This window comes from Niveispirillum sp. FG148 (assembly GCF_057809655.1).
Window position 1 is genome coordinate 35,321 of record NZ_JBMDKJ010000014.1, and the last position, 24,311, is coordinate 59,631.

Here is a 24,311-nt window from a genome sequence, read left to right on the forward strand (position 1 = left end):
CGCGCCGGCATAACATCCAGTTGGTTGGGGAGAGACATGATCAGGACCACGCGTAACGCCCTTATCGCCGCCTTCGGTTCGGCTCTGCTGGCCGGCAGCGCGCTGGCCGCGACGGCCCCCGGTGCGCCGGGTACCGCCCCCACCCTGTCCTATGCCGGCAAGCAGGGCATCGGCACCTCCTACGAGGCCTATGTTCAGGGTCGCTATCAGGATGGCGGGGCCACGGGCCCTGTGTCGCGCGTCTGGTTCTCCCTGGCCCATGGCGTGGTGACGGAAACCATGCAGGGACTGATCCACGAGGCGCAGTTGCGGGAACTGCAATTCGCGATGAAGGGCGATGGCTATGTCGTCACTGAATATGACGATACCGACGCCCATGTCTCCTACCTGCACACCGATGCCGCTGGCCGGCCGCTGTCGCTGGCCTATCGCATGGTCAACCGCGACCGCCAGGGCCGGTTCGAAATTGAAAAGCATATCTTCACCGATCCCGACCGCGATGTGCTGTTCGTGCGCACCATTTTTCGGGCGCTGAAGGGCACGGTCACGCCTGTGCTGCTGGCCGATCCGCAGATGGCCGGCACGGGCGTCGGCGACAAGGCCGATAGCAGGGGCGGCACGCTGAACGCGACTGAAGGGGCGCATCACCTGACCATCAAGGCGTCGGTGCCCTTTGCCAAGGCCAGCGTCGGTTTTGTCGGTGCCTCAGATGGGCTGACCAGCCTGCGCCGCGATGGCGCGCTGGCCGTCTATGACACGACGGGGGCCAAGACGGGCAATGTGGCGCTGGCCGGTGAGCTGCCGGCCCTGTCCGAGGGCCAGTCCGCCACCCATGACATCGTCGTCGCCTTCGGCCCCGATGCCGCTGCGGCCGGTGCCGCCGCCGATGCCAGCCTGAAGGCCGGCTACGCCGCCACCTTGGCCAAGTTCAACGGCGAAGGCGCCACCGTGGGCTGGGAGGATTATGTCGCCAGCCTGAACCCCCTGAAGGACCTGGCCGCCATGGCCACCGATGGCGGCCGTCTGGCCTTTGCCAGCGCCATGGTGCTGAAGGCGCAGGAAGATAAGAGCTTTGCCGGCGCCCTGATCGCGTCCCTGTCCGCCCCCTGGGGTGACACGGTCGATGCGGCCAAGCTGGCCACCGGCTACAAGGCTGTCTGGCCGCGCGACTTCTATCAGTGCGCCATGGCCCTTCTGGCGCTTGGCGACAGCCAGACGCCGCTGGCCGCCTTCAATTACCTGAAGACGGTGCAGGTCACGGAAGCGACCAAGGGCAACAAGGGCGCCACCGGCTGGTTCCAGCAGAAATCCCATGTCGATGGCACGCCGGAATGGGTGGGTGTGCAGCTGGACCAGACGGCGATGCCCATCATGCTGGGCTATAAGCTGTGGCAGGCGGGGGTGCTGGAGGAAGCGCAGCTGCGCGCCATGTACCCGACCCTGCTGAAGCCGGCGGCCGATTTCCTGATCAAGGGCGGCAAGGTCGGGCTGGACTGGAACAAGGAAACCATCACCCCGCCCAAGACCCAGCAGGAACGCTGGGAAGAACAGGGCGGCTATTCGCCCTCCACCACCGCGGCCGTCGTTGCCGGTCTGGTCGTGGCGGGGGAGATCGCGGACAAGCTGGGCATGGGCGATGACGCCAAGGCCTATCGCGCCGCTGCCGACAGCATCAATGGCCGCATCGAAAGCCTGATGTTCACCACCAAGGGCCGTTATGGCGACGGCCGCTATTTCCTGCGCATCACCCAGAACGAGGATCCCAACGACAAGGGCCCGCTGGGTGTGCGCAATGGGCAGGAGCCGGGCGAGGAAGATGCCTATCTGGATGCCGGGTTCCTGGAACTGGTGCGCTATGGCGTGCGCCGCCCCGATGCCTCCAGCATCCTGGAAACCCTGCCCAAGCTGGACGATATGGGCATCAACGAACATTACCGCGTGAAATATGTCTTCAAATTCGAAGGCGATCCCCGCGAATATCCGGGATGGCGCCGTTATGGCAATGACGGCTATGGCGAGGATGTGGACAATGGCGGCAATTACGGCGTCGGTCCGCTGACAGGCGGGATGAGCACGGGCCAGCGCGGCCGGGTCTGGCCGATCTTCACGGGTGAACGCGGCCATTATGAACTGGCCCGCGCCAGCGCCAAGCCGGGCGGCGCCACCCCGGCGGAACTGGACAGCATCCGCATGACCTATGTCCGGGCCATGGAGAAGTTCGCCAATGAAGGGCTGATGATCCCCGAACAGGTCTGGGACGGCGTCGGCAAGGCGCCCAAGGGCTATGAGGTGGGCGAAGGCACCAACAGCGCTACACCGCTGGCCTGGAGCCATGCCGAATATGTGAAGCTGCTGCGGTCCGTCCGTGACCGGCAGGTCTGGGACCTGTACGCGCCGGTGGCGGCCCGTTACGGAAAGTAAGGGTAAAGGGCGGGGCCGGTTCAGGCCGGTTCCGCCCTGTGCGCCGACACACAGGTCAGGACACTGACGGTCACCAGCCCGATGGCCAGCAGTTCCAGCGCCGTCGGCAATCTTTGTTCCCAGACGAACCCGTAAAGCAGGGCGAACAGCGTCTCGAACAGGATCATCTGGCCGGCCAGCGTCAGGGGCAGCAGCCGGCTCATCCGATTCCACAGGGCATTGCCCATGATGGAGGCGAACAGGGCGACACTGCCCACTACCCCGGCGAAACGCAGCCACTGTTCCGCCGTCTGGCTGTGCTGTTCCAGCGCGAAAGCCGCCGGAACCAGCAGCAGCGCCTGCGCCCCCGTCACGACGCCGGTCAGCAGGCTCCAATCATGGGCGGACAGATGCGTCACCCGTGACAGGGCGCGGCTGTTGCCCACCGCATAGAGCGTCCAGGAAACCAACGCGCCCACCGCGCAGAGCAGGCCGATGGCCGATCCTTCCCGGCCAGCATCGCCGCCGGCCAGCGACTGATAACCGATGCACAGGATGCCGGCGCTGGCCATGACCAGCGACGGCAGCAGCCGGCGGAAGGGGGCCGCATCGGCATCGCGGCTGCCGATGATGGTAACGGCCACCGGCAGGAAGCCGATGACCAGGGACGTCATCGCCATGCCGCCCAACTGCACGGCCGAAGCCAGCAGCAGATAATAGAAGATGTTGCCGGCCAGGCTGAGCCAGAACAGGGACATCCAGGCCCGTCTTCCAACCTTGGCAATCAGGATATGCCAGCGCGGCAGTAGCAGCCCGGCGGCAATCACCCCATAGGCGACATAGCGCCCGGCAGCCAGTTGCAGGGGGCTGAAATCCCGTGCCAGTTCGGGGGCCAGAAAGACCAGCCCCCACAGGGCACCGGCCAGCACGCCGCATCCAATGCCCAAGAATTTGCTGTTCATGCCAATCACATAGCGTCATTCGGTCCAGGGCAGCATGCCAGCCGCCGTCGGGACCGTCTTGACACCGTCTCTCATGCTTTAGGCATTGTCTCCTGCTGCCGCCGCCGATAAGCGGCGGGGGTCTGACCCGTGGCGCGGCGCAGGGCGCGAGTCAGCGCGCTCTGGTCACCGAAGCCGGCGCGATAGGCGATCTCCGCAATGGACAGCTCGGACTGCGCCAGCCATTCGCACGCCTTGCGCAGCCGCAATTCCGCCAGCCATGCGCGCGGCGTGGTGTCCAGTTCGCTGCGGAACAGGGCGTGCAGACGACTGGTGCTGACACCGACGCGGTCCGCCATCCGCTCTGCCGTCCAGGGTTGCCCGATCGCTGGTTCGATCCCGGCCAGCAGGGGGGCTAGCCTTGACCGGGGCTGGATCGGTCCCTGGCTGATCGTGTCCAGCAGCAGCGGTGTCCACAGGTCGACATGGGTCGCCTGTACCCCGCCGCTGCCGATCATCAGCCCCATATAGTCGATTAGCTTGTTGGCGGCCGGTGTCAGTGGCATGAACGGCCGGCGGGCCAGCCGTTCATGCATGGCCGGTTCCATCAGGGCCGGGTCCAGATCGACGATCAGGGACCGGTTGGGCTGCTCCCCCCTTTGCGTATGGTCGGACCCCGTCTCCACGAACGCGGCCCGGCAGGGGCTGAGGCGGCTGCCCATGCCGGCAATGTCAATCTCCAGCATGCCGCTGATCGGCAGGACCAGTTGCGCGAAATCATGCCGGTGCGCCGGGTGGGCCGTCCCATAGCTGCGGACATCGATGCTGACGCGCGACTTCATGATGGTTCCTGTCGACGGATGGACACAGGATAACCGGTTCAGGGCGCTTTCGCACCTGTCCGGCTGTCCTGGAACCGCTCCATCACATCCAGGCGGGCCGCCAGCGGATCGGACCCGACAAGGGGGCCGTCATTGCTGAAGGTGATAAGCTGTTCCTTGCCCGGCACGAAGCGGGGGGCCGCCGGATCGCCCTTGGGTGCCGGCACGCCCTTCCTCGCAAACGCGATCCAATAGGCCTGCAGGCGTTTGGCCATGTCGGTATCGGTCCGGCTGGTCAGGGCGCCATAGCGCGACATCACCTTGTCAAAGATGAAGGGCAGTTCCTTGGCATGTTCCGTCCCCTCCCAGATGTCGCGCTTGGCCTGCGCGACATAGCCGAAGCGGTAGAGATAGACGGGTTGGCCCCCGCCGGCGATGGCGCGGGCGGCGGCGCGGGCCGGTTCCTGGAACAGGGCATCGCCGGTGACGCGGTGGCCGACCTTGATGGCGGGATCGGCACCGGTCGGATTGTAGAGGCGCGCCGCCTCTGCCTTCAGGGGGCCGAAGCCGGACAGGATGTCATCGACACTGCCGCCGCTGTACCAGCCATCCGCACTGGTGGCCCCGATCATCACGGGCACGGGTGCGGCCTTGCCCGCCCGGAACAGGGACAGCGGCTCGGCCGCGAACAGGTGCGGTTCGAAGACGGGGCCGGAATAATCGGCCGTGCCGTTCAGGGTGGCCAGATTCAGATTGCCCACCAGCTTTTCCGCCGGCAGGGCCCGCAACGCCGCCAGCCCGGCGGCGCCCACATCGGTGATGCCCTGGTTTTCGGCGAAGCGGCGGCCGATCACCTCCCCCTCCGCCAGGGAGACGCTGGGCAGCAGCGTGTTGCGCGCACCGCCCGACATGACGATGGCCTTGTGGAACAGGCCGCGCGCCAGCGGACTGGTCAGGACCATGTTGATGGAAACGCCCCCGGCTGATTCTCCAAAGATGGTCACATTGTCAGGGTCGCCCCCGAAGGCGGCGATATTCTGCCGGACCCAGATCAGGGCCGCGATCTGGTCCATGAAACCGTAATTGGCGGTGGGGCCGCCGGCGGCTTCCGCCGTCAGGGCCGGGTGGGCGAAGAAGCCGAAGCGGCCCAGCCGGTGATTGGCGCTGACCACGATGACATCGCCGTTGCGCGCCATGGGGCCGCCGTCATAAATGGCGGGCGAGGTGCCGCCATTGACGAAGCCGCCGCCATGGATCCAGACCATGACCGGCCGCTTCTTCTTCGCCTTAGTTTCCGGTCGCCAGACATTGACGAACAGGCAATCCTCTGACGGCGTGGTGGCCAAGGGCGCATCGTCACCGATGAAGGGCTTCTGCGCACAGTCGGCGCCATAGCGACTGGCATCACGCTCCCCACGCCAGCGGGCCGGCGGTGCCGGCGGCCACCAGCGCATGACGCCCACGGGTGGGTCGGCAAAGGGAATACCCAGGAATTTCTCCACCCCGTCTTCCGCGTGGCCCCGCAGGGCGCCGTCATCAAGGCGAACCCGGGGGGCATCGGCGGCCTGCGCAAGCGGTACCGCTAACATGGCGAGGAGGAGAAGAGCCCTGGCGTTCATCCCTTGGTTTCCTTGTTGGTTTTCGTGTGGGCAAGGTACCAGGGGCGGGCACAATTCGCCAGTTGGGCGCCAGCGCCTAATTCAGAAACCGGTTCGCCCGCAGCCGGGCCACAGCCATGTCGACAAAGGCGCGGACCTTGGCGGGGGCATGGCGGCCTTCGGGATAAAGGACATGGATGGGCAGGGGGTCTTCCTCATATTCGGCCAGCACCACCTGCAACCGGCCCTCGGCGATGGCCGGACCGACTTGATAATGCAACACCCGCGTCAGTCCCCAGCCGTCAATGGCGGCCCGGATCACTGCCTCGTTGGTGTTGCACATCAGGGTGGGGCGGACGGTCACCCGCTGATCCTGGCCGAACCGCCAGTCAGGCGACGCCCAGGCGCTGGTGGAACTGGCGATGCGGTGGTCGCGCAGATCGGCCGGGGTTACGGGCATGCCATGCTTTTCGAAATAGGCCGGCGCGCCGCAGACGACGCGGCGCACGGTGCCGACCCGGATGGCGGTGAATCCGCTGTCGGGCAGGTGGCCGATGCGGACAGCGACATCGATGCCTTCTTCGATGATGTTCACCTGCCGGTCGACGAACAGGGTGCGCACCGCCATGGTGGGGTAAAGTGCCAGATATTCCATGATGATGGGCAGCACATGCATCTGCCCGAACAAGAGCGATGCCGTGACGGCCAGGGTGCCCGACGGGGTGGCATAGGAACCGCCGGCCGCGGCCTCGGCCTCGACAATATCGGCCAGGATGCGGCGGCAATCCTCGAAATAGCGGCTGCCCGCCTCTGTCAGTTTCACCGACCGGGTCGTGCGGACAAACAGCCGGGCGCCGATCGTCTCCTCCAGCGTGGCGATGGCACGGGTGACGGCGGGCGGGCTCATGTGCAACTGGCGGGCGGCTTCGGCAAAGCTGGCGGTTTCCGCGACCTTCACGAAGATGCGCATGACGTGCCAGCGATCCATCCCGTTCCCCATGTCCGCGCCCTCCTACAACATGCGCAGGAGAATCTCCGGACTGGTATAAGGGGTGGCGTCCAGAATGGCTGCCAAATAATCGGGGGATGGCGGCTTCCCGGCATCCGTGATGAGCGCGGCCCGCAGCCATCGCCGGGGCCACAGGGGGGCGATCGGCCGGTCGATGTGACCGGCCGGCAGGGAAAGGTTCATGATCCAAGTCCTTGCAGGGATGGGTTACAGGGCCAGTTGCAGCCGGTCTTCGCCCGGTCCCTGCGCTGCGGCGGGCACGGCGCAGCAGATCAGTACCTCATCCGCCGCCCTCGCCGCCGTGGGTTCCTTCACATAGGTGACGGCACCGGACAGCAGCTTGGTCTTGCAGGAACCGCAGGTGCCCGAACGGCAACTGAATTCCGGGGACAGGCCGCGCGCCTCGGCCAATTCCAGCAGCGTGCCGGAACCGGGGGTCCAGCGTGCCTCCTTGCCCGACTGGGTGAAGGCAACGGGGACGGGTGCGGTGGCCGCGGGGCGCTGCGGCACGGCCGGGGCGGCGACGTCACGCGTCCGGGTCAGGGAGGAGGGGCCGAAGGCTTCGGCATGGATACGGTTGTCGGCGATATTCAGCCCGCGCAGCCCGTCATATTGCGCCTGGGTGAAGGCGGGCGGGCCGCACAGATAGAAATCGTAATCGTTGAAGGAAAGATACCGGGTCAGCAGGGCGGCATCGACGCGGCCGGCCACGTCATAATCAACGCCTTCCACGGCGTCGGTGATATCGCTCAGCACCCGGACCACCCGCACCGCGCCACGCCCGGCTTCCACCAGGGCCGCCAGTTCCGCATCGAAGGGACGTTCCGCCTTGGTGCGGGCAGCGTGGAACAGGATGGTGGGCCGGATGGCGCGGGTGCGCAGCCCCTCCCAGACGACATGGCGCAGCATGGCCAGCATCGGCGTGATACCGACGCCGCCGGCCATCAGCACGGCCGGCCGTTTCTCCCCCGCATCGATTGTGAAGGCCCCGGCCGGAGCCCGTGCCTCAATCACATCGCCGACGCGGACATGGTCGTGCAGATGCTGTGACACCAGCCCTTCACGCTTCACGCTGATCCGATAGAACCCGTCCGACGGGGCCACCGACAGGGTGTAGGTGCGGATCAGGGGCCTGTCGGTGCCGGGCACGGTAACCCGGATGGGCAGGTGCTGGCCCGCCTCATGCGCGATCAGGCCCGCCCCGTCGCCGGGCATCAGGTGGAAGGACCGGATGGTTCGGCTTTCCGCCACGATCTTCGTCACCGTAAACGGACGCCAGCGCGTGGACAGGTCGGCGGCGCGCAGCCGGTCGGCCGCCTGTTGCCAATCCCCCGTCATCAGCGAATTGGGCGACCAGCCCTGTTCCCGGAAGGCCCAGCGCAGGGGCAGGGCGCCCGGCCGGTGGACCACGCGACGGGGGCGGAAGGTCCAGAGCCGCTCCGCCCCTTGGAAAGCCGCGATCTCCGGCCCTTCCAGGATGACCTGGGCGTCGCCCGTCAGTTGCAGCATATCGCCGGTCGTAAAATCGACGAAGACCAGGCCAGCCTTGCCATTGACCAGGAAGTTGCCCAGCGTGTTGAAGAACAGGTTGCCGGCAAAGTCCGGAATGGTCAGCGTGCCGTCATCGGCCACGCGGACAAAGCCCGTCTTGCCGCCGCGATGGGAGACGTCGACCTGCCGGCGCTCCTCCCGGTCGACATAGGAAGCGACGAAGAACGTGTCGGCCGCTTCGATCAGGACGCGGGCCGCATCGTCGATATGGTCGCTTTCGCGCACCACCCCCGTGAAGGGGCTGGCCGGATCGCGGACGAACTGGAAGTCGCGAAGCTGGATATATTGCGGGCAATTGCCGAAGCTCTGGTCCACCTCGAACCTCAGCAGCCCGCCCGTTGACCGGCGCAGGATGCCGTTGACGCGATTGCGGCGGCGGCTGTGCAGTTCGATGCCCAGCAGGCCGATGGCATCGCCCGCCGCCATGCCGGCACTGGCCGGATCGTCAGCGCTGCGGCGGGCTTCGATCTCCAGCCGCGTCGGGGTGGGAGAGGTGATGAACCCCGCCCCGCCGGCCAGCAGCGTGGCCCAGGCATCACCCTGGGGATCGACGCTGCCGGCCACGATGAAGGGGATCTGGGCGAAGAAGTCACGGTGCTGCTGGGGCATGTGATCGCGGATCACCCGCCGGCCGACATCCGCCATGCGGGCGGCCACGCCCAGCTTCTCCTGGATAGCCGTCTCGCCCTCATGCCACACGGGCAGCGCGCCCATGGATTTGTCACCCATCATCCCCTCCATCATCCGACGATGCGGGTTCGCCGTCAGGCTGCCGACAGGCCCACGGGCGAGGCGACGAACGGCACAAAGCCCGGCAGCGCTTCGATGCGGCGCAGGAAGGCATTGACGTTCGGATAGGAAGACAGGTCGACATTGCCTTCCGGTGCGCGCGCCAGATAGGAATAGAGGGCCACATCCGCGATGGAGGGGGCCGTCCCGACCAGCCAGTCACGGCCCGTCAGATGCGCCTCCAGCCGGCTCAACAGCAGATGCGCCCGGCCGATGACCTCGTCCGCGTTCAGCTTGGCACCGAACAGATTGATCAGGCGGGCTGCCGCCGGGCCATAGGCCAGCTCGCCCGCCGCCACCGACAGCCAGCGCTGCACGGCCGCGGCTGCCGCCGGCTCCGTGGGCAGCCAGTCGCTGCGGCCATGCTTCTTGGCCAGATAGATCAGGATGGCGTGAGAATCCGGAATGATCGTGCCATCATCGTCCAGCACCGGCACCTGACCGAACGGGTTCAGGGCCAGGAATTCCGGCCGCTTATGCGCGCCGGCCATCAGGTCAACCTCGATCAGTTCGTGCGGCAGACCCAGCAGGGAGATGAACAGCCGGGCGCGGTGGGCGTTGCCGGAAAGGGGATGATGATAGAGCTTCATGGCTTGGTTTCCTGATCGGATGGACCGGGACGCTCCCGATCCGCCAGGGAACATTGTGCCAAGGGGGTGTTGACGTGAATTGGTCTGGTCAGCACTTCATCATTACGCCAGATGGAATAATCCGCCCGACAAAAAAGGGCGGAACCTTTCGATCCCGCCCTTCGCCGCCATCACATCGCCGGCCCCGGCGTCACATGGGCTTTCACCCAACGTTCCACCTCCCCATACCAGAAGACGCTGTTCTGCGGCTTCAGCACCCAATGGTTTTCGTCGGGGAAATAGACCAGCCGGCTTTCCACGCCCTTGCGCTGCAAAGTGTTGAACAGCTCGATCCCGTGATTGATCGGCACGCGCAGATCCTGTTCGCCATGAATGACCAGGGTGGGCGTCTTGAAATTGCCGGCCTGCATGTGCGGGGAATTGCGGGCGATGAAATCCTGATCCTCCCAGAATTCCTTGAACCGCGCCTGGCTGCCGCTGAAATCGGCCGCATACTGGGTATAGAGGTTATAGACCGCGGCGTGGATGACCAGGGTCTTGAACGGATGTTCCCGGCCCAGGATGAAGCTTGTCAGATAGCCGCCATAGGATGCGCCGGCCGCGGCTATGCGGTCCTTGTCGATGAAGGGCTTCGATTTCAGCCATTCGGCCGCCTTCATCGTGTCCTGATACGGCACCTCGCCCCATTCGGGGTTGATGCTGTCGGTGAAGGCCTGGCCGAAGCCGCTGGACCCGTGGAAATTATGCCAGGTGACGACATAGCCCCAGCCGGCGAAGACCTGCGCGTTCCAGCGATAGGAGAAGGCATCGGTGATGGCATTGTGCGGGCCGCCATGGACCAGCATCAGCGACGGATATTTCTTGGCCGGATCGAAATTGGGCGGATAGACGACCCACATCTGGATATCGTCGCCATTGGCGCCCTTATAGGTGACGCTTTCCACCTTGCCCATGGCGAACCCGGTCAGCGCCTTGTCGTTGGCGGCGGAGACCTGCCGGACCTTGCCTGACTTGGCGTCGACGGCGACCAGCTCAGCCGGTGCGCTGATCGACTGGCGCAGGGCGATGATGCGTCCGCCCGCAACATCCACGTCGGTGACGTCGCCCGCTTCGCTGGTGATCCGCCGGGGCTTCTCCTTGCCCTTGGGGTCATAGCGATAGACGCGCTGCGTGGCCGCATCATCCACGGCGCCATAGATGGCGCTGCCGTCGGATGCCCAGGCGATACCGTCGGCCGACCGGTCGAACCCCGCCGTGATGTCGCGTTCCGCACCCGTGGCGCGGTCGCGGACGATCAGCTTGGCATTCTCGCCATAGAAGCCGTAGATCGTGCGCTTGCGATAGGCCAGATACTTGCCGTCGGGCGAATAGGTGGGGCCGGTATCGCCGCCGGTCACGTTGGTGGCCGTAATATCCACGGGCTTGCCGCCCTCAATGGGCAGGGTGAAGATATCGACATTGGGATGGGTACCCACCTTGTCGACATCCACCGTGAAGGCAACCTCCTTGCCGTCGGGCGACACGTCATAGGGGGCCGGCCCCTCATTGTACTGCACCGACACGCCGGAATTCAGGGTCACGGGCTTGGGCGCTGCCCCATCAATGTCGGTGACATAGATATGGTTCTGGCGGTCGTCCAGGTAGTGGTCGAAATAGGCCAGGGGCGCCTTGTCCCAGACCTTCGCCGACATCTTGCTGTCTTCGCGATCCTTCAGGCGCTTGCCCTGTTCTTCCCAGGTCGGCAGTTCCGGCCAGACGCGGGTCATGAAGGTCAGGCCCTTATTGTCGGGCAGCCATTTCGGCAACCGCGCGCCGGTGGGCACGTTGGTGATGCGCCGCGCCTCGCCCCCGTCGGCGGGAATGACATAGACCTGCGGGGCCTTGTCGCCGTCGCGCTTGGCGCTGAAGGCGATCAGCCTGCCATCCGGGCTCCACACTGCTTCGCCTTCCGGGGCGGGGTCGGTGGTCAACTGACGCGACGGGCCGCCATCGACGGGGAACAGGTACAGATCGGCGTTGCGCTGGTCCGTCTTCAGGTCGTAGGTGGAGATGGAGACCAGGGCCTGGCGGCCGTCGGGCGACAGCACGGGCGAGGCCAGCCGTTTCAGCCCCCACATGTCGGCGGCCGACATCGGCTTCCTGTCCTGTGCCGCTGCGGGGCCGGCCAGTCCGATGGCCGACACCGTCAACAAAAGCCCGACCCGGGCCCAGTGTCCGAAACGCATTAATCCCTCCGTTCAATCGGATTTGCGCGGAAGGATGCCAGCGGTTCCGAAGGCCGGATAGGGCTGTAACAGATGCGTTACCAAGCGGTGACAATTGTGTCTGCCGTGGCCATGGCTGACGGGCGGATGCCGCCCGTGCTAAATCCAGCATCGATGCAGAGTGCAGGATGGAACGGGCTGTTGACATGGATGACTTGACCAGGGCCGCCGAGCTGGCCGCGTCCGGCGACTGGCACGGTGCCCATGCCCTTTACGTGGCGGTGCTGCCGTCCGATGCGAACCGGCGGGACATCATTACTGGCCGGATGCGCTGCCTGCTGAATACGGGGCGGGCCGATGCCGCCTTGGCATTGGCACAGGCGGAATTACGTCCGGATGATGTGCTGGGGCCGGCCGATCTCATTCTGCTGGCCGACATCCATCGCTGCGCCCTGCTGAAACGGGAGGCAGCAGCCATTTACCGCCATGTGCTGCGTTGCACGCCCTCGCTTGAGGATGGGTTGCGGCACGTCCTTTATTACCGGCTGGCAAGCTGCCTGTTTGCCATCGGCTGCCATGTCGGGGGCTATTATTTCTATGAGGCGCGGATCGGTCTGACCCCGGCCGTCAACGCGACGAACAGCGCCCTTCAGAAATTGCCCCGCTGGACGGGGCGTCCGGTCGGCGGGGATGCGCTGGCCGTTTATTCCGAACAGGGTGATGGGGACATGATCATGACCGCCCGTTACCTGCCCGCCGTGAAACGGCTGGCGCCCCGGCTTGTGGTCTATGCGAACCCCTCGCTGCTGCCGCTTCTGTCCGCCAGCTATGCGGATATCGAGTTCCGGTCGAACCGGGACAGCAATGTGTCGGATGTGCGGATTGCCGTGCCGAACATGTCGCTGATGCGGCTGGTGGGGGAGGCAGGGGGCCAACCGGTCCCCTATCTGCGTGTACCCGGCGAGGCCCCCCGCCGCGAACGGCGGGACAAGCCCCGGATCGGTGTGGTCTGGAACGGGTCGAAGGCGCATGTGAACGACCGTTACCGTTCCATGCCCTTTACGATTTTCCGTCGCCTGCTGGGCTTGTTCGGTGGCCGTGCTGCCTTTTTCGCCCTTTCCCCGCGGCGGTTCTGCGATTTCGACGGACAGGCTGAATCAGGCCTTCCCCTCACCGTTGCCGGGGACGAAGAGGACTTTACGGCGATGGCCGGTCGCATCCAGGACATGGATCTGGTCATCAGCATCGATAGCGCGCCCGTCCATCTGGCCGGGGCCCTGTCGGTGCCCGTCTGGAACCTGCTGTCCTATGATCCCGACTGGCGCTGGGGCTGTGCGGGGGCGGCAACGCGCTGGTATCCGGGAATGCGGCTTTACCGGCAATCGCGCCCCGGTGATTGGATCGGCGTGATGAATCAGGTTACAGCCGACCTGGCCCGATATCTCACGGCGTGTCCCGTGGCAAGGTGAAGCCGACCAGGCAATGCTTGCTGCGGCGGTGTTCCGGCACCGGCTCCGACAGGTCGCCACCATAAAGTCGACGCAGTGTAACCGCAGGGTCGGCAGGGCCGGGCAGCCGATGCCCTTCAAAGGGCAGTCGCACCGTCGAAATCAGTTCCGCCGCAGGCCGGATCAGGTGCCAGGCGCGGCGCAGGTCGGGCGGGGCGGTCACCATGCAGGTGACATGGCGGGCACCGGCCCGGCGCGGCAGGTCGATCCACCATTCGTAAAGCCGCACCCGCACGGCGAAGGGCAGGACCCGGCCCAGACCATGAACCAGCCGCGCCAGCATCCGTTGCCATCGCGGCCGATCGGGTGTCAGCCGCCCCCCGCCCGGATGATCAAGAATGCGGCCCAGTTGGGTGAACAGCCAGCTGATGCGCCAATGCAGCCGGCCCCAGGCGCGGTCGGCCACCACACCATCGAAGGGGAAGATGTCGATGAAGATGCCGTGGTGGCAGTCCCGATCGGCCGCTGCCGCTTCGCGGAATTCGCTGTCATGACGGCGCAGCTTGGCATGACGGGTGCGGAAGCCAGGGTCGCTGCGCCAATGCTGCAGGAAATGGTCGGGATGAAGCAGGGCCGGCCCTTCCGCCAGCAGTCGCCGATAATCGGCGCGCGGCATGGCGACATCCACATCATCATCCCAGGGGATGAAACCCCCGTGTCGCACGGCGCCCAGCAATGTCCCGGCTGCCAACTGATAGCGCAGGCCCAGCGCCGTGCAGACCCGGTCGAAATCCAGCAGCATGCGTAATTGTACTCCATGCAGTGCCTGCAGTTCGGCCTCGCTCAGGGTCAGGGTGGCGGATGCCTTTGTCACGTCGTCACCACGGGGATGCTGCCCAGAAGGGGGGAGAGCGACAGCAGCGGATGGGTGACCGGCACGTCGCGCACGCCGACAGGCAATGCGCTGCCCAGCCTTTCCAGCCACGCCCCCGCATCCGGTTGCCATTCCAGGAAGCCGGTGGACACCCAGGGCTGGGCTACGGCGCTGCGGCAACTGCCCAGATGCAGCGACAGGTTGGCGCCCCGCACATGGGTCACCTGGATGCGCGGTCCGAACTTGTTGAAGGTGCGGCGGGGTTCCAGCCCCTCCATCACCGCACAGCGTCGGGCGGACCGGGTGATAGCGGCCTGCCATGCCGCGCTGTCCAGGCCGGACAGATCCTGTTCCCCGCCGTGTCGGACAAGGTTACGTGCCGCGCTGGCCATCTGCGTCGGTGTTGGGTCAGGTGCCGTCGCCTCGCGTTCGGTCATCTGCGTCAGGGCCGCCGCCGCCCCGCCGCACCGGTCGGTCAGGTCGACAAGGCGAAGCGCCACACGCGGGCTGGACCGACCCTTCAGCAGGCGGCACAGCTCGTCCAGATAGGTATCCTGGTCGGTCTGGCGCAGATTGTTGACCCAGCCCAGCAGTCCGGTCAGGCAGGTCAGGGAGATGACAACACCGGGTGCATGCAGCCGGGCCAGCCGTTCGGCATAGCGTCGCAGATAGTCGACCCAGAACAGTTCCGCCCAGTCCAGATGCGGGGAGCCGGGCAGGCGCCAGCCCTTGTACCCGCCGAAGGGCAGGCTGAATTCCAAGGGGCGTCGGGCGGCGACGGCGTCGGACAGCTTGCGGGCGATGTCATGTTGCGTATCGGTGTCCACCGCGCTGCGCCGCCAGGGCCGGGCGGTTACGGCCCGCATCAGCCCATCAATATCCGCCGGCCCCGCGCCGGGCTCCGGCGGGTCGGGCGGATGGATATCTGTCACCCGGTCAATTACACAGGTCAGGGCGGCCCCCGCCGGACTGTCGGGCGCGATCATGACAGAATGCCCCGCCGCTCCAGCGGGCTTTCCTGCCAATAGGCGACCGGATGGCGCAGTGCCGACAGATAGGCGTCCTGCGTCGTCTCCCGTGGGTTCCAGGGGGAAAGTGCCGTGACAGCATCCGCCAGGGTCCGCAGCTGGGCGAACAGTTCCGGCCAGCAGCGGGCGAAGCCGGGGTCAAGGGCCAGCAGGCTTTCCGGCAGATCGCAGAGATAGGGCGCGGGATCGTCATGGCGGAAGCGGACAGCATATCCGGCCGGGTTGATGATGCGATAGGCCAGCTTGCGCCCGCCGAAGCGCAGATAGCGGACCAGCAGGGCACGGGCCGCCCGCCCAGAATCGGGCGCCATTCCATTGTATGCAAGCGCTTCCGGCCCGCGCAGCCAGTCCAGCCAGCTGGCATCGGCGGCACCCCATTGACGCCGATGCAGCGCCGCAGCCGTATCGCGGCTGCCCGCATGGCCCAGCAGGCTGATCAAATCATCCTCCGGCGCGGTCAGGTGGCGGGTGGAGGTGAAATCGAAATCCACCAGGTCCACCCGTTCCGCTGCGTCGGGTTGGGCCAGCCAATCCCTGACCGCCTGCCACCGGTCGTGCGGACGGCGCCAGCGATGCGGCGCCAGGGCCGGCACCGCGACCAGGATGTTTTTCGGCGTGGCATCCCGGAAGGGAACAGAGACATCAGCACCTTCCCACACCTGCCGCAATGCTTCCAGCTCCCGCAAGGTACCGGGCGTCAGCGGGGACAATTGCAACAGATGCATCAGCACGGCCAGCAGGTCGCGCACATGGCTGTTCAAGGGATAAGGGGGCAAGGTGGCTGCCCCCGGCCAGGCCAGCAACGCCTGCTGCATCCGCTGCAACCGGCCCAGGCAGCGACCCAGCAAGGTTGTGGCGGCCCGGTCGGCCGCGTCCGCCACCGCTCTGTCCGAACCAAGGGCGATCAGGCGCAAGCCGCGCAGCAGGTCATAAAGCCGGATGCCCTGGACGTGCTGCTGCGTCAGTTGCCGGCCATCCTGGCTGTGCGGCGCGGGGACCAGCGGCTCTCCCGGCTGCCGGCGCAGCCATTCCAGCACGGCGAATTCGTGCGCCGCCTCCGCCTCATGCAGGCAGACCTTCAGGAACAGGCCGCCGGCGGCCGTGTCCGGCTGCACCAGATTGCGTTCATCCTTGCACAGGTTGGTGCGGAAATAATCCAGCGCCACCGGCCCCAGCAGCCGGTCACGCAACCTCTGCACATCCGCCGGCGTATCGATATCGGTGATCTCGTCCGTTGCCACCGGCACCTGCCGGATGTGGGACAGCTGACCCTCGCGCAGCAGCCCGTGCAGCACCTGCCATTGGGCGGAATAGCCGGCATCGGCCGCCCGCCGCACGTCCCCCCACAGGGCGCGCGGCCAATAGACTGCCGGTGCCATCATCAGCGGCGGCCGCACCATATCGGGCCCGATGGCTGTAATCCGATCATCGGCGTCGGGCCGCAGGCCCACAGGATGATCGGCATCGGCCCGCCAGGGTTCCGCCGCCAGGGCCAGATGATCAGTGGGAAGACGCAGCATCCGGGCCAGGACGTCCGGCCGATAATGGCTGTCGGCGAACAGGACCAGCGCGCCGGGCCCGTCCAGTCCAGGCTGCGCCATGGCGGTGGCAAGGGAGTGCAGAAGCGTGTCCGGGCCGCCCGGTGCGACCTCCATACAAAATGCCGTCGGCATGTGGTCGGTCACGGCGCGGGCCACGGTCGTCGCCTTGTGCCCGGTCACAACGCAGACCTTGCCCCCATGTCCCAGGCATCGCAGCTGACGCAGCAGCAAGGGCAGCGTGCCCAGCCCGTACAGAACCGGCACCAGCGATTTATGCTCCGTTCCGCCGAACCGGCAGCCTTTTCCTGCCGCCAGGATGATGACGTCCGGACCGGAAGGAACGGCAAACATGTCAGGCACGGTCGTTGCCGCCGAAATAATCCCGGTACCATTCGACGAACCGGGGAATGCCGACATCGATCCCCGTGGTCGGGCGATAGCCCAGGTCTGCCTCGCTGTCGGCAATGTCGGCATAGGTGGCTTCCACATCGCCGGGCTGCATGGGTTCCAGCAGCAGCTCCGCCTTGCGGCCCATGGCGCCTTCGATTGCCGCGATGAAGTCCAGCAGCGCCTCTGATCTGTTGTTGCCCAGATTGTAGACGCGGTGGGGCACGCTGTCCTGGCCCACCGTGGCCGGACGGTCGAGTGCCGCCAGCACGCCGGCCACGATATCGTCGATGAAGGTGAAGTCGCGGCGCATCCGGCCGTGATTATAGACGCGGATGGGCTTGCCCTTCCGGATGGCGTCGGCGAACAGGATCGGCGCCATGTCCGGCCGGCCCCAGGGACCATAGACGGTGAAGAAGCGCAGCCCCGTCGCCGGCAGACCATAGATATGGCAGTAGGACCGGGTGATCAGTTCGTCCGCCCGCTTGGTGGCGGCATAGAGCGAGACGGGATGATCCACCCGGTCATGGATGGAAAAGGGCAGGTCCTTGTTGGCGCCATAGACGGAAGACGAACTGGCATAGACGAAATGGCAAAGGCCGGGCAGGCGCCTTGCGGCCTCCAGCATCACCACCTGTCCCATCAGGTTGGACTGGATATAGGTATAGGGGTCGACCAGCGAATGGCGCACCCCGGCCTGGGCCGCCAGATGCGCGACATGGGTGATGCCGGGTTCGGCCGTGAACAGGCTGTCGATGAAGTCGCGGTCGGAAATATCGCCACGCAGCAGCTCGAACCCATCATCACCGGCCAGCAGCGCCACCCGCGCCTCTTTCAGCGCCGGGTCGTAATAGCTGTTGAAATTATCCACACCGATGACCCGCACGCCGCGCGCGCGCAGGGCACGGCAGACATGGAAACCGATGAAACCCGCGGCACCCGTGACAAGATAGGCCATGTTGTCGCCTCCTCCCTTCCATCTTATATCGGGCAAGCGGGGGTGGGTGGCAAGGCCTGACACGGTCTTGACGGCGGATGCCGACGCCGATAGGCTTGCGCGCAAAATATTAATAAAAACAAGAATTTGCTCTTTTGCATCCCGGAGGACCCATGTCCATCGCCATTTCGCTGACCGTCAATGGCCGGCCGACTGAACACGAGGTCGACCCCCGCCTGCTGCTGGTCGACCTGCTGCGCGGGGAACTGGGCCTGACGGGCACCCATGTCGGCTGCGACACCAGCCAGTGCGGCGCCTGCGTCGTGCATCTGGACGGGCGTGCGGTGAAAAGCTGCGCGGTGCTGGCGGTTCAGGCCGACGGTTCGGATGTGTTGACGATCGAGGGGCTGGCGGGTCCCGACGGCGAACTGCACCCGATGCAGGCGGCCTTTCGCGAACATCACGGCCTGCAATGCGGCTTCTGCACGCCGGGCATGGTGATGAGCGCCATTGATCTGGCCCGCACCGCCCCGGACCTGGAGGAGGCGACGATCCGCCAGGGGCTGGAAGGCAATCTCTGCCGCTGCACGGGCTATCAGAATATCGTCAAGGCCGTGCGCGCCGGCGCCCAGGCCCTGCGGGAGGGATGAGCCGATGTATGCCTTTGACTATCAGCGGCCGGTCAGCCTGGATCAGGCGGTGGAAACCCTGGCCGGGGACGGCGATGCCAAGCCGCTGGCCGGCGGCCAGACCCTGATCCCCACCCTGAAGCAGCGTCTTGCCATGCCCACGGTGCTGGTCGATCTCTCCGCCATTCCCGGCCTGGGGGAAGTGGAACTGGTCGAGGGGGGCTTGCGCATCGGCGCCATGGTCCGGCATGCCGATGTCGCGTCCAGCCCGCTGGTCCGCACGCACTTGCCGGGGCTGGCCGATCTGGCCGCCCATATCGGCGATCCGCAGGTGCGCAATCGTGGCACCATCGGCGGATCCGTCGCCAATGCCGACCCCGCCGCCGATTATCCGGCCGCCCTGCTGGCCCTGGGTGCCGACATCCAGACCGACCGCCGCACCATCGCGGCCGATGATTTCTTCATCGGTCTGTTCGAGACGGCCCTGGAACCGGGGGAGATCGTCACCGCCATCCGCTTCCCTCTGGGGTGGACCTTGCGCTATCTGAAATGGCCCAACCCGGCCAGCCGCTATGCCATGGTTGGCGTCGCCGTGGCGCGCGGGCCGGACGGCGTGCGCGTCGCCGTCACCGGGGCGGCGTCCAGCGTCTTCCGCTGGACCGAAGCGGAGATGGCATTGGCCACCGGCGACGGGCCGGACGGTGTCACCCTGTCAGCCGACGGGCTGAACAGTGACATGCATGCCGATGCTGACTACCGGGCGCATCTGGCCGGCGTGCTGCTGCGCCGGGCGGTGGGATAGGCCGTCAGCCGCGGCGCAGCTTGCCGCTGGCGATGAAGGCTCCGCCGACAATCAGCACGCAGGCCCCCAGCACAGGCAGGCTCAGCGTCGCGCGACCGGCCATGATCAGCAGGCCCGTGGACAGCAGCGGCGTGGCATAGGACAGGGCCCCCAGCGTCTGGATATCCCCCCGCTTGACCCCATGGTCCCAGACGAAAAAGGCCAGGCCCACCGGCCCCGCCCCCATGGCGGCGATGGTGGCCCAGGCCCAGCCGTCGGCCGGCCACACCGTTTGTTCGAACAACAGATGGCACGGTACGGCCAGAAGGGCCGTGGCCAAGCAGAAAAAGGCCACGATCTCCGTCGGCACGGCCCCGAAACGGCGGCTTAAAACCGAATACCCGGCCCAGGTGACGGCGCAGGCCACCGCCGCCAGATAGCCCGGCAGATATTCCGCCTGTATCGACACGCCCTTGCCGCCCGTCACCAGCAGCAGGGTGCCGGCAAGGCCCGCCGCCGCCCCCATCACCTGCGGTCGTCCCAGCCTTTCCCCCGGCAGCAATCCGGCGAACAGGACGATCAACAGGGGCCACAGGTAATTGATCAGGTTCGCTTCCGCTGCGGGTGCTGTCTGCAGCGCCAGAAAGTAGAGGAAATGATAGCCGAACAGCCCCCCGATCCCCAGCAGCCAGACCGGCAGCGGCTGGCGGAGCGCGATGGTGACGGGGCGGCCCGTGATGACGATGATGATCAGGCTGACCAGACCGCCCAGGCCGAAGGACAGTGCCACCAGCAGAAAGGGCGGCACCGGCCCCGCCAGGGCGGTCAGCAGGGCCAGCGTCGACCATATCAGGATGGCCGTCCCCCCGATCAGCGTGGCGCGACGCACAGCGGCCGGGTCAGTGGCGGCGGCAAGCATCCTCATCCCATGGGCTCCAGAATGCGCGAGGCGACCTTGGTCGACAGGACCATGACGGAATGGGTGGCGCCAAAGGCCGAGAGTGCCATCAGCAGACGGTTCAGGTGCTGCACATCGCTGGCGGCCAGCTTCAGCAGATAGCTTTCTTCCCCCGCCACCTCGTGGCATTCCAGCACTTCGGGCTGGGCGGTGACATATTGTTCAAGATCGCCGTCCCGTCCCGGCAAGGTGCGGATGCGCACATAGGCCATCATCCGCAGCCCCAGGGCTGCGCGGTTGACCTCTGCCCGGTAGCCCTGTATCAGGCCGGTGGCTTCCATCCGGCGCACCCGTTCGGCGACGGCGGGGGCGGTCAACCCGACTTGACGGGCCAGATCGGCAAAGGATTGCCTCGCATCACGCTGCAATTCGCGCAGCAGGTGCAGGCCGATATCGTCGAGAAGGTCGAAAGGGGAGGGGTGGCGGTCAGGCATGATCGGGCCATCCTATCCGGATGTCCGGGTCACGCCAACCGTCAGGCGCAAGGAAGGTGCTGAATTTGCTGGACGATATCGGTGTTTTCTGGCGTGGCGTCGTACTGGGCGTGATCATCGCGGCCCCGGTCGGTCCCATTGGTCTGCTATGCATCCGCCGCAGCCTGGAACGCGGGCTGGTCACGGGGCTGGCCACGGGCCTGGGCGCTGCCATCGCCGATGCCGCTTTTTCCTCCGTCGCCGCCTTCGGTATCACGGCTGTCCTGGACATGATCACGTCCAATATCCGCCTGTTGCAGGTGGTGGGCGGCTTCTTTCTGCTGGCCGTGGCCTTCCACAGCCTGACCCGTGACCCCAAACCGCTGGCCGCCGAGCCCATGGCCGGCAATCTGCCCGCCGCCACCTTCACCGGCTTCTTCCTGACGGCGACCAACCCCGTCACCATCCTGGGGATGAGCGCCATCGTCGTCGGCTTCGGCCATACCAAAGGGCCGGTAGAAGACGGCACCCTGGTGGCTGGCATCTTCGTCGGGTCGGCCCTGTGGTGGCTGATCCTGTGCGGCGGCGTCACCCTGCTGCGCCGGTTCGTTACGGGTCGCACCGTGCATTGGATCAATGTCGGCACGGGCGTCATCCTGGGCGTGCTGGGGCTTTATACGCTGGCAAGTGCCTGGCTGGGTGCCGTCCCGGGGAACTGATCACCGCACGCGACTGGGGAATGTCTCAGCCTGCCGGAGGCCAAAATAACCGCGCCGGAGATTCTTTAAAATTCCCACTTGCAATCGATTGCAATACAGATAATATCAAACTCGACCCCAAGGAACGGCATCCCAATGACCGTTCTGCCCAATTGTAAAGGTCTAGGGAGGACCATCATGAAAAGCCGTCTGTTGCGTGCGTCCGCCATGGGCGCGGCGCTGAGCGCGTTCGCCGTTACCGCCATTCATGCCCAGGAGACGCAGGTCGCCCAGGCCGCCGCGGCTGAACAGCCAGCCGCCGCCGATGCCCTGCAGCTGGAAGAGATCGTCGTGACCGCTGTGGTCGGCGAGACGTCCAAGATGCGCAGCTCCGTCTCCGTCTCCAGCCTGTCGGCCGATGACCTGCTGCAATCGGCCCCGCGCAGCACGGCGGAGATTTTCAAGAACATCCCCGGCATCCGTTCGGAAAGCACGGGCGGCGAGGGCAATGCCAATATCGCCGTGCGCGGTCTGCCCGTGGCCGCTGGCGGTGCCAAGTTCCTGCAATTGCACGAAGATGGCCTGCCCGTCCTGGAATTCGGCGATATCGCCTTTGGCAATGCCGACATCTTCCTGCGCGCCGATGCCAATGTGGCCCGCGTGGAAGCCATCCGCGGCGGTTCGGCCAGCACGCTGGCTTCCAACTCGCCGGGCGGCGTCATCAACTTCATCTCCAAGACCGGCGACAAGGAAGGCGGCAGCTTCGCCCTGACCCGCGGCATTGATTACGATACGACGCGCGGCGATTTCGATTTCGGCGGCGCCATCGCCCAAGACTGGAATTTCCATATCGGCGGCTTCTACCGTCAGGGCGAAGGCGTGCGCAATGCCGACTACACGGCGGAAAATGGCGGCCAGATCAAGGCCAACCTGACGCGCAATTTTGAAAACGGCTATGCGCGCGTCTATTTCAAGTACCTGAACGACCGCGCCATCGGCTATCTGCCGCAACCGGTCCTGGTGCGCGGCACCAATTCCGATCCCGACATCAAGTCGGTGCCCGGCTTCGACATCCTGTCCGACAGCCCGCACAGCCCGCTGATCCTGGCCAATCCCGGCCTGGACGGGGACAACAACCCGCGCACGGGCAAGCTGAAGGACGGCATGCACCCGGTCAGCACCGCCGTGGGTGCCGAATTCAAGTTTGACCTGAATGATGACTGGTCGGTCGCCAACAAGTTCCGCGTGGCCGATACCAAGGGCGGCTTCATCAGCCCCTTCCCGCAGGAAGTGATGGGCGCCCAGGCGCTGGCCACCGCCATCGGCGGGGCGGGCGCAACCCTGCGCTATGCCGACGGCACCACGATTTCCAGCCCGTCCAGCCTGAATGGCAACGGTCTGGCCATGCGGGTGGCCATGTTCGACGTCGACATCAAGGATTTCTCCAACATGGCGAACGACTTCAAGCTGACGAAGTCGATCACCAGCGGCGACAGCACCATCGACATCACGGCCGGCTATTACAAGTCGCAGCAGAATATCGAGATGGACTGGCTGTGGAACACCTTCGTCATGGATGTGCGCGGCCGCGACGCGCGCCTGCTGGATGTCTACACGGCCTCGGGCCAGAAGCTGACCAGCAATGGTCTGCTGGCCTATGGCGTGCCGCTGTGGGGCAATTGCTGCACCCGCCGCTATGATGTTCAGTATGATATCGACGCGCCGTACCTGTCGGCGGCGTGGGAATCCGGCCCGCTGAATGTCGATGCCTCCATCCGCCGGGACGAGGGCAAGGCCAATGGCCGCTACATCGCCAGCACCCAGGCCCAGGTCGATGTGAACCGCGACGGCATCATCCAGGAACCGGAAAAGTCGGTTTCCGTCATCGACACGGCCCATCCCTCGCCGGTGGATTATACCTGGGGCTACTGGTCCTGGTCGGTCGGCGCCAATTACATGGTCAGCCAGGATCTGGGCGCCTTTGCCCGCATCTCCCGCGGTGGCCGTGCCAATGCCGATCGCCTGCTGTTCGGCCGCGTCCGCGCCGACGGGTCGGTGGCGTCGGAAGATGCGACCGACATGGTCGACCAGTATGAAGCCGGGTTGAAGTGGCGCGGCGACGATCTCAGCCTGTTCGCCACCGCCTTCTTCGCCAAGACGCAGGAACAGAATTTCGAAGCGACCTCCCAGCGCTTCTTCGACCGGACGTACGAGGCGAAGGGTGTCGAACTGGAGGCCAGCTATCGTTACGAAGGCTTCCTGCTGACCGGTGGCGCCACTTTCACGGATGCGGAGATTACCAAGGACGCGCTGACCCCGGCGGTCGAAGGCAATACGCCCCGCCGTCAGGCCAAGTTCGTCTTCCAGCTGACGCCGTCCTATAGCTATCAGGGCTTCACCATCGGCACCAACCTGATCGGCACCACCAAATCCTATGCCCAGGACAGCAACGACCTGGTGATGCCCGGCTATGTGCAGGTCAATCTGTTCGCCGATTATATCATCACCGACAACCTGTCGCTGTCGGTGAATGTCAACAACCTGTTCAATGCCGTCGGCCTGACGGAAGCCGAGGAAGGGTCGATCGTGGCGAACACGGATAATTACATCCGTGCCCGTTCCATCAATGGCCGGACCAGCACGGCGACCCTGAAATACACGTTCTGACCTGCCGGTCCGGGTCCGTCCGGCGGGCACGGCGGGCGGATTTTGGA

Annotated in this window: 20 protein-coding genes; 6 read left to right on the forward strand and 14 right to left on the reverse strand. The window is 65.8% G+C overall.

Features of this window, described 5'->3' with window-relative positions; genetic code table 11:
- Positions 1-36: 36 nt before the first annotated feature.
- Positions 37-2,421, forward strand: coding sequence for a glucan 1,4-alpha-glucosidase (locus ACODTW_RS15635; RefSeq protein WP_488946980.1), 2,385 nt, complete (start codon positions 37-39; stop codon positions 2,419-2,421).
- 20 nt (positions 2,422-2,441) lie between these two features.
- Here the strand turns inward: ACODTW_RS15635 and ACODTW_RS15640 are convergent, their stop codons facing one another.
- The 8 genes from ACODTW_RS15640 to ACODTW_RS15675 form a co-directional block, all read right to left on the reverse strand.
- Positions 2,442-3,362 (reverse strand): DMT family transporter, encoded by a 921-nt coding sequence (locus ACODTW_RS15640; protein ID WP_488946981.1) that lies wholly within the window; start codon positions 3,360-3,362, stop codon positions 2,442-2,444.
- A gap of 71 nt (positions 3,363-3,433) precedes the next feature.
- Entirely contained in the window at positions 3,434-4,183 is a 750-nt protein-coding gene (locus tag ACODTW_RS15645; protein WP_488946983.1) for a helix-turn-helix transcriptional regulator, read from the reverse strand.
- Between the two features lie 38 nt (positions 4,184-4,221).
- Entirely contained in the window at positions 4,222-5,781 is a 1,560-nt protein-coding gene (locus ACODTW_RS15650; protein ID WP_488946984.1) for a carboxylesterase/lipase family protein, read from the reverse strand.
- 76 nt (positions 5,782-5,857) lie between these two features.
- Positions 5,858-6,748, reverse strand: a complete 891-nt coding sequence (locus ACODTW_RS15655) for a LysR family transcriptional regulator (RefSeq protein ID WP_488946985.1) — start codon at positions 6,746-6,748, stop codon at positions 5,858-5,860.
- 24 nt (positions 6,749-6,772) lie between these two features.
- Complete coding sequence (locus tag ACODTW_RS15660) at positions 6,773-6,952, reverse strand: hypothetical protein (protein WP_488946986.1); 180 nt, start codon at positions 6,950-6,952, stop codon at positions 6,773-6,775.
- Between the two features lie 24 nt (positions 6,953-6,976).
- Positions 6,977-9,049 carry a 2Fe-2S iron-sulfur cluster-binding protein gene (locus ACODTW_RS15665; RefSeq protein WP_488946987.1) on the reverse strand — a complete coding sequence of 691 codons (2,073 nt, stop codon included), beginning with the start codon at positions 9,047-9,049 and terminating at the stop codon, positions 6,977-6,979.
- Between the two features lie 35 nt (positions 9,050-9,084).
- On the reverse strand, positions 9,085-9,699 hold the full coding sequence (locus tag ACODTW_RS15670) for a glutathione S-transferase family protein (RefSeq protein WP_488946988.1): 615 nt from the start codon (positions 9,697-9,699) through the stop codon (positions 9,085-9,087).
- A 170-nt stretch (positions 9,700-9,869) separates the two neighbouring features.
- Positions 9,870-11,924, reverse strand: coding sequence for an alpha/beta hydrolase family protein (locus ACODTW_RS15675; RefSeq protein ID WP_488946989.1), 2,055 nt, complete (start codon positions 11,922-11,924; stop codon positions 9,870-9,872).
- A 185-nt stretch (positions 11,925-12,109) separates the two neighbouring features.
- Here ACODTW_RS15675 and ACODTW_RS15680 point away from each other — a divergent pair, with 185 nt between their 5' ends.
- A complete protein-coding gene (locus tag ACODTW_RS15680) occupies positions 12,110-13,372 on the forward strand; it encodes a glycosyltransferase family 9 protein (protein WP_488946990.1) in 1,263 nt (420 codons plus the stop codon).
- Here the strand turns inward: ACODTW_RS15680 and ACODTW_RS15685 are convergent.
- From ACODTW_RS15685 to ACODTW_RS15700, 4 genes are read right to left on the reverse strand one after another with little or no spacing between them, the layout of a single operon-like run.
- Positions 13,347-14,225, reverse strand: coding sequence for a LicD family protein (locus ACODTW_RS15685; RefSeq protein WP_488946991.1), 879 nt, complete (start codon positions 14,223-14,225; stop codon positions 13,347-13,349). The genes ACODTW_RS15680 and ACODTW_RS15685 overlap by 26 nt on opposite strands.
- A complete protein-coding gene (locus ACODTW_RS15690) occupies positions 14,222-15,211 on the reverse strand; it encodes a hypothetical protein (RefSeq protein ID WP_488946992.1) in 990 nt (329 codons plus the stop codon). The genes ACODTW_RS15685 and ACODTW_RS15690 overlap by 4 nt, the downstream gene beginning before the upstream one ends.
- Positions 15,208-17,145: an NTP transferase domain-containing protein gene (locus ACODTW_RS15695; RefSeq protein ID WP_488947065.1), complete on the reverse strand. Its 1,938-nt coding sequence runs from the start codon at positions 17,143-17,145 to the stop codon at positions 15,208-15,210. Before ACODTW_RS15695 ends, ACODTW_RS15690 begins: the two co-directional genes overlap by 4 nt.
- A gap of 1 nt (position 17,146) precedes the next feature.
- The gene (locus tag ACODTW_RS15700; protein ID WP_488946993.1) at positions 17,147-18,139 is read right to left on the reverse strand and encodes an NAD-dependent epimerase/dehydratase family protein; all 993 of its coding nucleotides are present in this window, start codon (positions 18,137-18,139) and stop codon (positions 17,147-17,149) included.
- Between the two features lie 152 nt (positions 18,140-18,291).
- On the opposite strand from ACODTW_RS15700, the gene ACODTW_RS15705 reads away from it, so the two are divergent.
- Entirely contained in the window at positions 18,292-18,768 is a 477-nt protein-coding gene (locus tag ACODTW_RS15705; protein ID WP_488946994.1) for a (2Fe-2S)-binding protein, read from the forward strand.
- Between the two features lie 4 nt (positions 18,769-18,772).
- A complete protein-coding gene (locus tag ACODTW_RS15710) occupies positions 18,773-19,549 on the forward strand; it encodes an FAD binding domain-containing protein (protein WP_488946995.1) in 777 nt (258 codons plus the stop codon).
- Between the two features lie 4 nt (positions 19,550-19,553).
- Here ACODTW_RS15710 and yddG read toward each other — a convergent pair whose 3' ends face one another.
- Together yddG and ACODTW_RS15720 are read right to left on the reverse strand one after the other, a co-directional pair.
- Positions 19,554-20,453 (reverse strand): aromatic amino acid exporter YddG, encoded by a 900-nt coding sequence (yddG, locus tag ACODTW_RS15715; protein ID WP_488946996.1) that lies wholly within the window; start codon positions 20,451-20,453, stop codon positions 19,554-19,556.
- Complete coding sequence (locus ACODTW_RS15720; protein WP_488946998.1) at positions 20,450-20,920, reverse strand: Lrp/AsnC family transcriptional regulator; 471 nt, start codon at positions 20,918-20,920, stop codon at positions 20,450-20,452. The genes yddG and ACODTW_RS15720 overlap by 4 nt, the downstream gene beginning before the upstream one ends.
- A 56-nt stretch (positions 20,921-20,976) precedes the next feature.
- On the opposite strand from ACODTW_RS15720, the gene ACODTW_RS15725 reads away from it, so the two are divergent.
- Positions 20,977-21,618: a LysE/ArgO family amino acid transporter gene (locus ACODTW_RS15725; RefSeq protein ID WP_488946999.1), complete on the forward strand. Its 642-nt coding sequence runs from the start codon at positions 20,977-20,979 to the stop codon at positions 21,616-21,618.
- Between the two features lie 177 nt (positions 21,619-21,795).
- Positions 21,796-24,264: a TonB-dependent receptor domain-containing protein gene (locus ACODTW_RS15730; RefSeq protein WP_488947000.1), complete on the forward strand. Its 2,469-nt coding sequence runs from the start codon at positions 21,796-21,798 to the stop codon at positions 24,262-24,264.
- The last annotated feature ends 47 nt before the right edge of the window (positions 24,265-24,311 follow it).

What these genes read in the sequence shown, in the direction of transcription:
- ACODTW_RS15635 (WP_488946980.1), top strand. Translation starts at nt 37, where the DNA reads ATGATCAGGACCACGCGTAACGCCCTTATCGCCGCCTTCGGTTCGGCT.
- ACODTW_RS15640 (WP_488946981.1), bottom strand. Translation starts at nt 3,362, where the DNA reads ATGAACAGCAAATTCTTGGGCATTGGATGCGGCGTGCTGGCCGGTGCC.
- ACODTW_RS15645 (WP_488946983.1), bottom strand. Translation starts at nt 4,183, where the DNA reads ATGAAGTCGCGCGTCAGCATCGATGTCCGCAGCTATGGGACGGCCCAC.
- ACODTW_RS15650 (WP_488946984.1), bottom strand. Translation starts at nt 5,781, where the DNA reads ATGAACGCCAGGGCTCTTCTCCTCCTCGCCATGTTAGCGGTACCGCTT.
- ACODTW_RS15655 (WP_488946985.1), bottom strand. Translation starts at nt 6,748, where the DNA reads ATGGATCGCTGGCACGTCATGCGCATCTTCGTGAAGGTCGCGGAAACC.
- ACODTW_RS15660 (WP_488946986.1), bottom strand. Translation starts at nt 6,952, where the DNA reads ATGAACCTTTCCCTGCCGGCCGGTCACATCGACCGGCCGATCGCCCCC.
- ACODTW_RS15665 (WP_488946987.1), bottom strand. Translation starts at nt 9,049, where the DNA reads ATGGGTGACAAATCCATGGGCGCGCTGCCCGTGTGGCATGAGGGCGAG.
- ACODTW_RS15670 (WP_488946988.1), bottom strand. Translation starts at nt 9,699, where the DNA reads ATGAAGCTCTATCATCATCCCCTTTCCGGCAACGCCCACCGCGCCCGG.
- ACODTW_RS15675 (WP_488946989.1), bottom strand. Translation starts at nt 11,924, where the DNA reads ATGCGTTTCGGACACTGGGCCCGGGTCGGGCTTTTGTTGACGGTGTCG.
- ACODTW_RS15680 (WP_488946990.1), top strand. Translation starts at nt 12,110, where the DNA reads ATGGATGACTTGACCAGGGCCGCCGAGCTGGCCGCGTCCGGCGACTGG.
- ACODTW_RS15690 (WP_488946992.1), bottom strand. Translation starts at nt 15,211, where the DNA reads ATGATCGCGCCCGACAGTCCGGCGGGGGCCGCCCTGACCTGTGTAATT.
- ACODTW_RS15695 (WP_488947065.1), bottom strand. Translation starts at nt 17,145, where the DNA reads ATGTTTGCCGTTCCTTCCGGTCCGGACGTCATCATCCTGGCGGCAGGA.
- ACODTW_RS15700 (WP_488946993.1), bottom strand. Translation starts at nt 18,139, where the DNA reads ATGGCCTATCTTGTCACGGGTGCCGCGGGTTTCATCGGTTTCCATGTC.
- ACODTW_RS15705 (WP_488946994.1), top strand. Translation starts at nt 18,292, where the DNA reads ATGTCCATCGCCATTTCGCTGACCGTCAATGGCCGGCCGACTGAACAC.
- ACODTW_RS15710 (WP_488946995.1), top strand. Translation starts at nt 18,773, where the DNA reads ATGTATGCCTTTGACTATCAGCGGCCGGTCAGCCTGGATCAGGCGGTG.
- yddG (WP_488946996.1), bottom strand. Translation starts at nt 20,453, where the DNA reads ATGAGGATGCTTGCCGCCGCCACTGACCCGGCCGCTGTGCGTCGCGCC.
- ACODTW_RS15720 (WP_488946998.1), bottom strand. Translation starts at nt 20,920, where the DNA reads ATGCCTGACCGCCACCCCTCCCCTTTCGACCTTCTCGACGATATCGGC.
- ACODTW_RS15730 (WP_488947000.1), top strand. Translation starts at nt 21,796, where the DNA reads ATGAAAAGCCGTCTGTTGCGTGCGTCCGCCATGGGCGCGGCGCTGAGC.